General features: G+C 36.5%; 10 protein-coding genes and 1 riboswitch. Of the genes, 9 read left to right on the top strand and 1 reads right to left on the bottom strand.

All coding sequences use genetic code 11. From position 1 onward, the window contains the following. Positions 1-48 precede the first annotated feature (48 nt). A riboswitch (cyclic di-GMP riboswitch) is annotated at positions 49-134 on the top strand. Between the two features lie 152 nt (positions 135-286). The 7 genes from BUA56_RS12195 to BUA56_RS12165 all read left to right on the top strand — a co-directional run bounded on the left by BUA56_RS12195 (position 287) and on the right by BUA56_RS12165 (position 8,268). Next, positions 287-511 carry a hypothetical protein gene (locus BUA56_RS12195; protein WP_072852094.1) on the top strand — a complete coding sequence of 75 codons (225 nt, stop codon included), beginning with the start codon at positions 287-289 and terminating at the stop codon, positions 509-511. 64 nt (positions 512-575) lie between these two features. Then, positions 576-2,447 (top strand): polysaccharide biosynthesis protein, encoded by a 1,872-nt coding sequence (locus BUA56_RS12190; RefSeq protein ID WP_072852092.1) that lies wholly within the window; start codon positions 576-578, stop codon positions 2,445-2,447. Positions 2,448-3,210: 763 nt separating this feature from the next. Further along, positions 3,211-4,416 carry a DegT/DnrJ/EryC1/StrS family aminotransferase gene (locus BUA56_RS12185; RefSeq protein ID WP_072852090.1) on the top strand — a complete coding sequence of 402 codons (1,206 nt, stop codon included), beginning with the start codon at positions 3,211-3,213 and terminating at the stop codon, positions 4,414-4,416. Beyond that, positions 4,413-5,123, top strand: coding sequence for a sugar transferase (locus tag BUA56_RS12180; protein WP_479724298.1), 711 nt, complete (start codon positions 4,413-4,415; stop codon positions 5,121-5,123). The genes BUA56_RS12185 and BUA56_RS12180 overlap by 4 nt, the downstream gene beginning before the upstream one ends. 22 nt (positions 5,124-5,145) lie before the next feature. Further along, entirely contained in the window at positions 5,146-5,754 is a 609-nt protein-coding gene (locus BUA56_RS12175; protein WP_072852088.1) for a GNAT family N-acetyltransferase, read from the top strand. Beyond that, complete coding sequence (locus tag BUA56_RS12170; protein ID WP_084067903.1) at positions 5,729-6,913, top strand: glycosyltransferase family 4 protein; 1,185 nt, start codon at positions 5,729-5,731, stop codon at positions 6,911-6,913. Before BUA56_RS12175 ends, BUA56_RS12170 begins: the two co-directional genes overlap by 26 nt. A 281-nt stretch (positions 6,914-7,194) precedes the next feature. After that, positions 7,195-8,268: a glycosyltransferase gene (locus BUA56_RS12165; RefSeq protein ID WP_072852087.1), complete on the top strand. Its 1,074-nt coding sequence runs from the start codon at positions 7,195-7,197 to the stop codon at positions 8,266-8,268. Positions 8,269-8,637: 369 nt separating this feature from the next. Here the strand turns inward: BUA56_RS12165 and BUA56_RS23655 are convergent, their stop codons facing one another. Then, positions 8,638-9,105: a hypothetical protein gene (locus BUA56_RS23655; RefSeq protein WP_187143942.1), complete on the bottom strand. Its 468-nt coding sequence runs from the start codon at positions 9,103-9,105 to the stop codon at positions 8,638-8,640. A gap of 702 nt (positions 9,106-9,807) precedes the next feature. Here BUA56_RS23655 and BUA56_RS12155 point away from each other — a divergent pair. After that, a complete protein-coding gene (locus BUA56_RS12155; protein WP_072852085.1) occupies positions 9,808-10,707 on the top strand; it encodes a glycosyltransferase family 2 protein in 900 nt (299 codons plus the stop codon). 13 nt (positions 10,708-10,720) lie between these two features. Continuing rightward, entirely contained in the window at positions 10,721-11,923 is a 1,203-nt protein-coding gene (locus BUA56_RS12150) for an O-antigen ligase family protein (protein ID WP_072852084.1), read from the top strand. Position 11,924: the final 1 nt, after the last annotated feature.

Raw genomic sequence — 11,924 nt, 5'->3', positions numbered from 1 at the left:
GTACACTAGGAAAAACTGCTGATTAATAGAAAAGCAGAAATGCAAAAGATACAGCTCCGGCAAAACCAGCGAAAGCTGGTGGCGCAAAGCTAGAGGGCCTAAGCTTACAAAGAGTATGGCAGCCAGTTGCACAATATCATGGCATCACTTAAAAAATTGTCTTACTAAAGATATCGTGAGAGAGCTTATAGAAAAATGCGAATCATAAGCTCTTTTTTTGTGCGCAAAAAACACAAAAAAAGTAAGAGGAATCACAAGGAGTTTTTACGGAGGAGAAGGTGAAAGTATGAAATGGTTTTTAAAGACAGCGGCAGTGTTGGGCAGCATCGCCTGCTTAACCTGGGGGTCTGTTCTGGTTATCTTTGCCAGAAACAGTGAGGTGAGCCAGCAGACAGTTACATCGATGAGCTCGGCTGTAGATCCCAACCTGGCAATCGTAGCGGCCGGGCTTGCAGCTCTTGCAGGCATTATTGTCTATGCCAGAAGAAACAGAATCAAAGAGAAAGGTTAGGAAAACTGGCGGTGTGTCAAAGCATCGCCGTTTTTCGTGCGATAAACAAGAGGCGGGATAATTTATGAGTGTTAATAATAAGAAAGATAGTGTATGGATACAGAGAGCTCTTGTGATTGTATTCATGGATATACTGGCAGTAATGGCATCGTATATGCTGGCGCTGTTTATGCGGTTTGACTTTGTATTTTCTAAAATACCCAGAGTGTACCTTTATGGGTATCTCTGGTCTATGCCCTTTTGGGTGATCTCCACGGTGGTGGTGTTCTATGCCTGCCGTCTGTATCACAGCATCTGGCGTCTGGCAAGTGTTGCAGAGGTGAGAAGGATCATCGCTGCATATATCATTCTAGTGCCCATTCAAATCTTTGGCATGCTGTTCATGCATCTGCGCATGCCGAGATCCTACTATTTCATGGGATATATTATCTGCCTGTGTCTGACAACAGGAATCCGGTTTTCCTACAGACTCTTAAGGCTGTATACCAGCCGGAGCCGGCAGGATGGTCCTGGCATAAGGGATCGGATTATGATTATCGGGGCAGGTTCCGCCGGGCAGATGCTGTTAAAGGAATTATTCAACAGCAGGCGTCTGAACTCGAAGGTATGCTGCCTGATTGACGACAATCCTTCCAAGAAAGGACGTTTGCTGGAGGGAATCCCCATTGTTGGGGGCAGAAATGATATTCCGGACATGGTGAAGGAGTATCACATTACCAGCATTATCCTGGCAATACCGGCAGCGACAGCGAAGGACAGAAAAGAGATCCTTGATATATGCAAGCATACAGGGTGCAAGCTCCAGACCCTCCCGGGCATCTACCAGTTGGTGAAGGGGGAGGTAAAGGTCAGCCAGCTAAGAGACGTGGAAGTGGAAGACCTTCTTGGCAGAGAACAGGTAAAGGTAAATAATGAGGAAATCCTCCATGCCATCGGCGGGAAGGTGGTCTTGGTTACCGGAGGCGGAGGTTCCATCGGCAGCGAGCTCTGCAGGCAGATAGCCAAGGCAAAGCCGAAGCAGCTCATTTTATTTGACATCTATGAGAATAATGCGTATGATATTCAGCAGGAACTTTTAAGGACGTACCCCAAGGAGGAGCTGAATCTGGTTGCCCTGATTGGCTCCGTAAGAAACACGAACCGGCTGAACTGGGTCATGAATACCTATCGCCCGGATATCGTATTCCATGCAGCGGCCCACAAGCATGTGCCTCTCATGGAGGACAGCCCGAATGAGGCTATAAAAAACAATGTGCTGGGCACCTACAAAACAGCGGTGGCAGCCTGCCGGGCAGGGGTAAAGAAGTTTGTCCTTATCTCTACAGATAAAGCGGTGAATCCTACCAACATCATGGGGGCCTCCAAGCGGCTGTGTGAGATGGTGGTGCAGATGATGAACCGGCAGTACGCCAATACAGATTTTGTGGCTGTCCGGTTTGGCAATGTGCTGGGGAGCAACGGAAGTGTGATCCCGCTGTTCAAAAAGCAGATTGCAGCCGGAGGACCGGTTACGGTGACTGATAAGAGAGTGATCCGGTATTTCATGACCATTCCGGAGGCAGTGTCCCTGGTGCTGCAGGCCAGCTACTACGCCAAGGGCGGCGAGATTTTTATCCTGGATATGGGGGAACCGGTGAAGATTGATGATATGGCAAGGAACCTGATTCGGCTGTCCGGATATGTGCCGGACGTGGATATCCCTGTGGTTTATACGGGGCTGAGACCTGGAGAGAAGCTGTATGAAGAGCTTCTGATGGAAGAAGAAGGACTCCAGGAGACAGAAAACGAGCTGATACATATTGGGAAGCCTATTGAGATGGATGATGAATGGTTTAAGAAGAAGCTGCGGCAGTTGGATGAGGCTAGTTTTAGGGAAAGCGGGGAGATGAAGGAGATCGTGGCGGAGATTGTGCCGACGTATCGGCCAGAGGTATGAGAAAGAGAGTATATTGAGGCATTATGAAAAGGGCCAAGGTGAAGAATTATCACTATACTAATTTTGTTGCTTTCTTTAATTGATTTATCATGAAAATATGACATTTTATTTACATTAATATAAATTTAAAATGTGCTTATAAAACTAATATGGATTAGTAAGAAGATACGATCAGCTATAGGAGAAGGATGTTACTTTTAATTTATAGAATAAATACTGTTATAGTTAATAGCTTAGTTCTAGATTTATGTAAAGTTTTTTCAATGATATAGGAAAAGGATGGGTTAGACAAGGGTTTGTAGATCAGATGCTTTTTGCTTACTCTTAAGGAATCTAAAATAAGAGTAAGACTAAGCTTGTGAAAAATGACACAGGCTTTTTCACTAAAAGAAAAAGATAATAGAAAGGGAAGACCATGGGTAATAAAATAAATGGAGGTAGATTTTGATTGTTTATAAAAAAATGATTTTAGGTTTAGCTTTTTATATTCAATTAAAATCGCGATTGTACAATTTTTATGCATAAAGTAATGAATAAAAGGTATTTACAGAAATGTGTTGTTAATGTCTAAAAATAACCAGCACGGAAATAGTGGGAGGAATGGATACGTCTAATATGAAGCTCTGGTATCAAATGTTTATGCTTTTTGAATAAAATGTTATGGAAAAATGATTCGTTTCAGAGTGAGTATAGTAATACTAGAGTGTGATCTAGCTGTTATATAGTTAAGTTGTATGTGATAAAGGAAGGACTTGATAAAGATATGAAAATACCATTTTCACCACCGGATATAACTGATGCAGAGGTTGAACAAGTTGCGGAGGTATTAAGATCCGGCTGGGTTACGACGGGACCTAAGACTAAGGAATTGGAAAGAGAAGTGTCAGCTTTTTGTGGTGTCAGCCGAGCAGTATGTTTAAATTCGCAGTCGGCGTGTGCAGAAATGACTTTACGTTTGTTAGGCATTTCTGAGGATGATGAAGTTATAACATGTGCCTATACATACACCGCCACTGCATCTGTAGTATGCCATGTGGGCGCAAAGTTAGTCTTGATAGACACACAGAAAGATTCTCTTGAAATGGATTATGATAAACTTGAAGATGCAATTACAGAAAAGACAAAGGTAGTTATTCCAATTGATCTTGGAGGAGTTCCATGTAATTATGCCAGAATTTTTTCGATTCTTGAAAGCAAAAAAGGAATGTTCCGTCCCAAAAATAAAATACAGGAGGCAATCGGAAGAGTAATAGTGATGGCAGATGCAGCTCATTCTTTTGGAGCTACATGGAAGGACAGGCCTGTAGGAAGCATTGCTGATTTTTCTAATTTCAGCTTTCATGCAGTTAAGAATTTTACTACTGCAGAGGGTGGTGCTGTGACATGGAAAAATATAGATGGAATTGATAATGAGGCTATCTATCATCAATATCAGTTATATTCCCTGCATGGACAGTCTAAGGATGCGCTAGCAAAGACGCAACTTGGAGCATGGGAATATGACATAGTTGGTCCGTGGTATAAATGCAACATGACTGATGTTACAGCAGGAATTGGTCTGGCACAGATGAGTCGATATAAAAGTTTACTAGAAAGAAGAAAACAAATCATTTGCAGATACGATGAATCTTTTAAGCCGCTTGGAACTGAGGTGTTGAAGCATTATACAAATGAATATCAGTCTTCTGGACATTTGTATATTACGAGAGTACCTGGTATTACGTTGAAGGAGCGTCAAGAGCTTATAATCAAAATGGCGGAGTTAGGAATTGCTTGCAACGTGCATTATAAGCCATTGCCAATGATGACCGCTTATAAAAATCTTGGATTTGATATTAAAGATTATCCGAATTCTTTTGAAAGGTTTGTTAACGAAATTTCACTTCCGCTACATACAAAACTTTCGGATGAAGACGTGGAATATGTAATTATAAAGTATACAGAAGTTCTTAGGGAGTACATAAAATGATGTTAATAAAGTGGGAAAATCTTCCTTTAGAAATGCAGAACCAAGAAGTAAGAAAATACTATGATATACTTAAAACTAAACAAGCTAGTATGTTTTTTAAGAGAATATTTGATGTAGTGACCTCATCAATTTTGTTACTTGCTCTCTCCCCAGCTTTTTTGATACTTGCGATTACAATTAAAATTGATAGCAAAGGTCCTGTATTTTTTCGCCAAATTCGAGTAACGCAGTATAATAAGAAATTTCGCATTTTCAAATTTCGCTCGATGGTTCAGGGAGCTGATAAAGGATCTCAAGTTACGATTAGTGAAGATACACGAATTACTCGCGTCGGCAAATTTATCCGTAAATGTAGACTAGATGAAGTCAGCCAATTAATTGATGTTTTTCGTGGAACAATGACATTCGTGGGGACTCGTCCGGAGAGCCTTAAATATGTCGAAGCGTATACACCAGAAATGATGGCAACATTGCTTCTGCCTGCTGGTGTAACAAGCCTTGCGAGTATTTATTTTAAGGACGAAGCTAAATTGCTTGATGTAGCGGAAGATACAGATAGGGTATATATTGAACAGATACTTCCAGCAAAAATGTACTATAATCTAAAAGATGTTGAAAACTTTAATTTCTTTAGAGATATAAAGATTATGGTGATGACCTGTCTTGCAATGCTAGGTAAGGAGTATAAGGGTAGCATAAAACTGTAGAAGATATAAGGGTATTTTAAGTATGATTACTATAAGACAAATTTATTCTAATGAAAAAAAAGTTATCCAAGAAGTAGTAAATATTCATATGAACAGTTTTACGGGCTTTTTTCTAACATTTATGGGAAAAGGATTTTTGAATCAAATGTATTCATCATATTGTAAACATGTAGATTCTGGACTACTTGTTGCTTTTGAAGAAGACAAACCAATTGGATTTTTGTCATATTCAGGAGATTTTAGTGGATTGTATTTATTTATGATTAAAACTAAATTGATATTCTTTGTATGGTTTGGTTTGGGCGCATTTTTTAGAAAGCCCATAGTATTTACGCGTTTGATTAAAGCGTTTTTAAAACCGAATGAAGTAAAACGCAAGGAAAAATATGTAGAACTTTCTTCAATTGGTGTTATTCCAGGGGCTAAATCGAAAGGGGTAGGATCACAATTAATAAAAGCACTAATAGAAATAGTGGATTTTAATAAATATAAATATATAAATCTTGAAACAGATGCCGTTGATAATGAAGGAGTAAATTATTTCTATCAGAAGAACGGATTCATCTTTTCGAGAGAATATATAACTGCTGAAGGAAGAAAAATGAATGAGTATAGATATTCGAAGCAATAATGGTATGAAAAAAATAAAATTTCTCTATATACTAAATATAGCCAAAAGAGTTAATAGTTTCTCTTACACAAGTATGCTTTCTGCAAAAGAATTAGGATTCGAATTCCATATTGCAGGCAATTGGTCATATACTTCTAATAAAGAGCGGCATGCTGATGAAGAAAAATACGGAATAAAAATACATCAGATAGATTTTATACGATCGCCGTACCACCCAGGCAACAGAAAGGCATATGCACAGTTAAAATCACTTGTTAAAATCGAAAAATACGATATCATTCATTGCAACACTCCTATAGGAGGTCTTTTAGGGCGAATAGTTGGTTTAAAATATAAGGTGCCAAAAATCATCTATCAAGCACATGGTTTTCACTTTTATAAAGGGGCACCGCTCATTAACTGGATATTATTCTACCCAATAGAACGTTTATTAGCACACTTTACAGATACACTTATTACTATAAACCACGAAGACTTTGAGATAGCAAAAAAAATGCATCTTAGAGACTGTGGTAAAGTATATTATGTCCCTGGAGTCGGTATTGATACTGAAACCTATTTTCCTAACAATGTGATTAGAACTGCTAAAAGAAAGGAATTAGGACTAGGTGACAACGATATAATGATTATATCATCAGGTGACTTAGTTACACGTAAAAATTTCGGTGCTATTATAGAGGCCGTGGCTGAGGCGAATGACAAAAAATTGCATTTGTTCATCTGCGGAGAGGGTCCCAAAAGAGATGAATTGGTAGTGACTTCTCAAAAATTAAATATAGTTGATCAAGTATATTTATTAGGCTATAGAACCGATATGTGCGAACTATTGTGGGCAGCAGATATATTTGTTCTTGCTACCTTGCAAGAGGGCTTATCTCGTTCTATTATGGAGGCTATGGCGTGTGGTTTGCCTTGTATCGTTAGCGATATCCGAGGAAATAGTGATTTAATAGTAAATGAGGTAAATGGTTTGTTGTTTGCTCCTAATGATATAGCTGGATTTGCTAAAGGAATACTTAAAATATCTAATGATAAAAACATGAGAATTAAAATGGGTATTAGTAATCTTGAAATTATACTTGATTATAATATTGAGAGTGTTTCTGAAAAACTTAAAGAGTTATATAAACTGGAAATAAGTGGAGTTTTACAGAGGTGATATTTGTAGAAGATTTCTTAGGTATATTCAATTCAATGACTGAATAAGCGATTTTACTTTTCTTCTTATTGGGAAATGGGATCGTATGCTTTGGCCTTCGGCTTGGCACCTTTTCACAGCAGATACTGCTGGAGAAGAGGAAAAACCTTTGCTTTTGATCGAATCATCGTCCTATAAATCTTTGAATAATGTTTATTTTGGAAATAATCAAAGACTTTAATAGACTTACTGTGGTTTGTAAAGTAATAAAATATATTTGAGATATAGGAAGGATTTAACAAATGAGAGTACTTCATCTATTGCAGAGTTTTCATTTTTCAGGCGCTGAAAATGTGGCTTGTCAGATAATAAGAATGTTTAGTGAAGATTCAGATATTGAAATGGCATATTGTAGCCAAGATGGGGAGATACGTGACGCTCTTTTAGAGCGTGGTATCAAGTTTTATCCAATGACCAAACTTAACATTTCGGAGGTTAAACGGGTAATCAAAGAATATAAACCAGATATTATTCATGCTCATGATTTTAATGCAGCCTTTCATGCCGCAATATTGTGTGGCAGAATACCTCTTATAACACATGTTCATTTTAATGATTTTAGGGCGAGGAAGATAACTGTAAAATCAGTTGCATCACTTATTCCGGTTCTAAAATCACGGAATGTATTTTGGGTGTCTAAAAGCGCATTTTTACAATATAGATTTAAATCTATAGCACAGAATAAAAGTGTAGTGTTACAAAACATAATTGATGTGGACTCACTTTACAAAAAAATGGAATTGGATACTGGTTCCTATGATTTTGATGTAGTATATGTAGGACGACTAACATATCAAAAGAATCCGGAGCGGCTTATTAAGGTATTGGGAAAAGTAGTTGATAAAAATCCTAATTTAAAAGCTGCGATAATTGGAACAGGTGATTTGGAGGATAAAGTAAAAAATTTATCAGAAGAGATGGGTATTAATGAAAATATAAAATTTTTAGGCTTTCAGTATAATCCTTTGAAGATTATGTATGATTCTAAAATTATGATTATGACCTCTCGGTTCGAAGGTACACCTATGTGTGCGTTAGAGGCACAGTCATTAGGGCTACCTATTGTTAGCACGCCAACCGATGGTTTGACAGAAATCATTACCAATGGAAAAAATGGCTTTTTATCAGAAAACGATGATATTTTATCAGAGAAAGTGTGTGAACTTATTAATAATCAGAAGTTGCAACAAAAAATGAGTAATAATGCAATGGCAACAATGAAAATATTGATGAATAAAGCAAACTATGTAGCATCTATAAAAAAAGCCTACTATGGAAATAAAGATAGGAGACCAGCTATGAAAAGTCAAGTATAAACTAGCAAAAAATTCATTTTCTTTATCGATGGTAAAAAAGGATAACTTTAAATAAAGTTTCCGGTTGGGTGCATTTTTTCAAATTTATCGGTTTAGGTATACAAACCTCTTATTTGAGGTTAAATTCTACTTCGTCAGTGAGCATCATCCAGATGACTCTGACAAGTTTACCGGCACAATGCCCAAGGGCATTATAATGAGTCCGGCCTTCGGCTCTCTTGGTATCATAATAAGCCTTGAAAGTTGCATTGTTTTTACGACAATATGCGCTGCATTCATAAGGGCATAATGGAGTACACGTGAGCTGTCCTTGGACATATGGTTCCTCTTAACCTGAAAATTTCCAGAATTATAAACAGATAGATTCAATCAAGCAAATGCAAGCAATTTACCCGGTGTAGAGAAGCGGTGGATATATCCGAACTCATCAAGCATCATTCCTCCATTGGTAGACCCAATGCCCGTGATGGTCATAATCACAGAGTGGAGGCAGATGACAAGGTTTGCCATTTCAAGTTCTGTATGGAATAACTGTCTATCTAATAACTTAATCTGCTTAATGGTCTGAGTTATTTGAATAGATAAGGAACTGTTATTGATACCGACAGACTTCTGTGTGAGAACTCTTAATTCTCTGGAAGAATCTTTACCAAAATGACCGTGAGAAGCCATTTGGAGAAGATGAGTCATGTGCATGGCAGCAATGTCATTTGGTGTCGGCGCATTTTTAAGGAGTGCATAAACAGAATTCTGATGTACACCGAATTTAAAGTAGTATTGAAACTCAGGGAAGACCTGATACAGATAAGAAGTCAGCTGTATTTTTAACGGGTACACTGCTTCACCGTTTTATGGCGGAATCTGCCATGCTCCTTGAGTTCGATGTAATCCAGCTCCTATAAGGTCAGAAACCTTAAGGAATCCTGCATCATAAGGGTTTTAGCAATAACAAACGTTTCGACTTCATTAGTCTTGGTTTTGCGTACACTATTCTTACGCATAGCCGAAGTCTTGATAGGGTTAAAACACATATTTTAAAATTCTTGCTTATAAAAAAACGAACAAGGATGTCACCGTAGTGTGCCGTTGATTCAAGACTTATGATGATGCTGTTCTGGTCAAGGAGTACCAGTATAAAAAGCAGCAGATAGAAGCCATCATAGTTATTTGTGAATTTGAACGGCTCGATGAGTATCTCGCCCTCCGAAGAAATCACAGCGCGAAATGGTTAAGTTTGGCAATATCAATACCTACATAGATCATGAGGTTCTACATCCCTTTCATAAAGTCTGATACTGTGATATCCACCAACAATTATCATTGTAGACTTGATTAAAATAAGTACTCAGAGTGAAACACTCCGGAAACATCCAGTTAATAAACAATTCAGATAAAGGTAGCGGTAATACAATCCTGTTGTGTAGTCAAGCTATAGAGAAAAATCAATAGTCCACAGTATCTGAATGTATTAAACTACAGAACAAAAAAAATGAAAGGAACATGTTGTTTTTGCTTCTATAAACATCATACAAGATAAAAATGGTTTCTGTAATCATTCCCACATATGGTGGTGCTGCTGGTATCAAGAAGGTAATTGAATCAATCTTAGTTCAAACGTATAAAAATATTGAAATAATCGTTGTTGATGATAACGGAAAGGGAACGGATAATCAACGAAAAACTATAAAGAGACTTAAAAAGTATATAGATGAAAAGAGTATAATATATATAATCCATGAAAAAAATTTAGGTGGCTCATCGGCAAGAAATACCGGTGCAAAAGTTTCCAAAGGTGATTATTTAATGTTTCTTGATGACGATGATACTGTGTCAAACGATAAAATAGAGAATCAGGTCAAGGCTTTGCAGGATGTCGGTTGCAAATATGGGATAGCCTATTGTTCAACTAGGGTTTTCTATGACAATAAATTATCAAATATTATTAAGGTGAAAAAAAATGGTGATATTCTTTACGATTATCTTTTAGGAAAAGTTTATATGGGGACGGGTACTGCCTTGATGGTGCGTGATGCATGGGAGTCGCTCGGCGGATATAATGAGAGTTTTGTCCGTCATCAAGATTGGGAGTTTTTTGCAAGAGTTCTTGATAAATATGATGCTATTGCAGTTGATAATGTATACTTTAATCGTTACATTACCAATCGTAATTTGCCGCAAAATATTGATCTGACTGAAAAATATGCAGATCATTATATTGAATTTTTAAAGAGATATCCGTTCCATATACCAAATCGCCAAATTAGAAAAGTGATAAACATGAATAATTCAAGAATTGCTCTCTGTTGTATTAGAGAAAAGCAATATAAAAGATTTTTTAAAGTTATGTCAAAATACGATAATATTGTTCAGGCATATTCTTCCTTTGTGAGGTTTATGCTTTTGGTCTGCTTTCAAAAATTGATAGGTAGGAAGTCCTAAAGAGAGGTTGTATATGTCAATTACAATAACAAAATTACACATGAATACAGTGCGGAATACTATAACTTCTTGTTTGGTTGCAATGGCCTTTTTGTTTAATTCAATATGTCTTTTGGTGGGAATACTTTTTCCAGCCATTTCTGGTTTTGGAGATGTATTTGTTATAATAATTTTATTTATTGGTTTTTTATTATGTCTGACATCGCCAATGAGACTAATTAGAAATGTAATTTTTATGAACTTATTACTGCTGTTAGCTATTATATTATCGTATATATACTATAGATTTTCTCCTATGATATATACATTAATGTTAAACTTTTTTGCTTGGGGTATAGGCATTGCAGTAATTATGATGCAAGATTACGATCTTAGAAAAACAATTAATATATCTTATGTATTTTCAACTATCACATGCATTTTTGAGTTGATTTTTAATGCACATAATTTGTATGAACCTATGACATGGACATATGCAATTTTTCCATGTTTGGCTACTATAATTGTTCATTTTATATATTGCCGCTATTCAGGAATTTTATTAAAACTTTTTTATATTCCAGGTCTTTTAATGCTATTTAAGTTTTTTCTTTATGCCAATAGAGGAGGTGTAGTTTCACTACTTTTATTGATTTATTTAGTTTCTATAAAAGGAAAAAATTCCAATAGTAATAAATTAAGAAATAAGAAAATTTTAAATATATTGTTATTGATTTTGTTAGTGTGTTCTGTGTTTTTTTACGAGCAAATTATTGCTATCTTATACAATCTTTTAAGTCAAAGGGACATTGAAGTATCGGCATTGAGTAAAATGTATAGAATGATCGGACTGGGTAATGTTACAAACAACCGTAATGAGTTATATATATATGCATGGAATGGTTTTTTGGAATCACCTTTATGGGGAAATGGGATTGGTGGATTTTCAGTTAATCATGGCGGTTGGACTCATAATTTTGTTTTGCAGATACTCTATGAAGGCGGTATAGCACTATTTATTATAATTATAGTACCACTAGTAAAAATAGTAGTATTTTTCATCAATGGAAAACAGGTTACCAACGAAGAATATTCATTATTTGCTTTATTTTTCTGTACATCAGTTCCGCGACTTTTATTTTCGACAGAGTTATGGAACACACAAGGTTTTTGGATGCTATTGGCGTTCGGGATGATTACAATAAAAAAGCATAAAAATATAAGAAAGGAAAATTGAT

This window comes from Lactonifactor longoviformis DSM 17459 (assembly GCF_900129135.1).
GTDB lineage: Bacteria > Bacillota > Clostridia > Lachnospirales > Lachnospiraceae > Lactonifactor > Lactonifactor longoviformis.
This window is presented reverse-complemented; position numbering and strand designations above follow the sequence as displayed.

Excerpts from the sequence above, each read along its gene's own strand:
- BUA56_RS12150 (WP_072852084.1), top strand. The coding sequence starts at position 10,721 with ATGTCAATTACAATAACAAAATTACACATGAATACAGTGCGGAATACT.
- BUA56_RS12175 (WP_072852088.1), top strand. The coding sequence starts at position 5,146 with ATGATTACTATAAGACAAATTTATTCTAATGAAAAAAAAGTTATCCAA.
- BUA56_RS12170 (WP_084067903.1), top strand. The coding sequence starts at position 5,729 with ATGAGTATAGATATTCGAAGCAATAATGGTATGAAAAAAATAAAATTT.
- BUA56_RS12195 (WP_072852094.1), top strand. The coding sequence starts at position 287 with ATGAAATGGTTTTTAAAGACAGCGGCAGTGTTGGGCAGCATCGCCTGC.
- BUA56_RS12165 (WP_072852087.1), top strand. The coding sequence starts at position 7,195 with ATGAGAGTACTTCATCTATTGCAGAGTTTTCATTTTTCAGGCGCTGAA.
- BUA56_RS12155 (WP_072852085.1), top strand. The coding sequence starts at position 9,808 with ATGGTTTCTGTAATCATTCCCACATATGGTGGTGCTGCTGGTATCAAG.
- BUA56_RS12185 (WP_072852090.1), top strand. The coding sequence starts at position 3,211 with ATGAAAATACCATTTTCACCACCGGATATAACTGATGCAGAGGTTGAA.
- BUA56_RS12180 (WP_479724298.1), top strand. The coding sequence starts at position 4,413 with ATGATGTTAATAAAGTGGGAAAATCTTCCTTTAGAAATGCAGAACCAA.
- BUA56_RS12190 (WP_072852092.1), top strand. The coding sequence starts at position 576 with ATGAGTGTTAATAATAAGAAAGATAGTGTATGGATACAGAGAGCTCTT.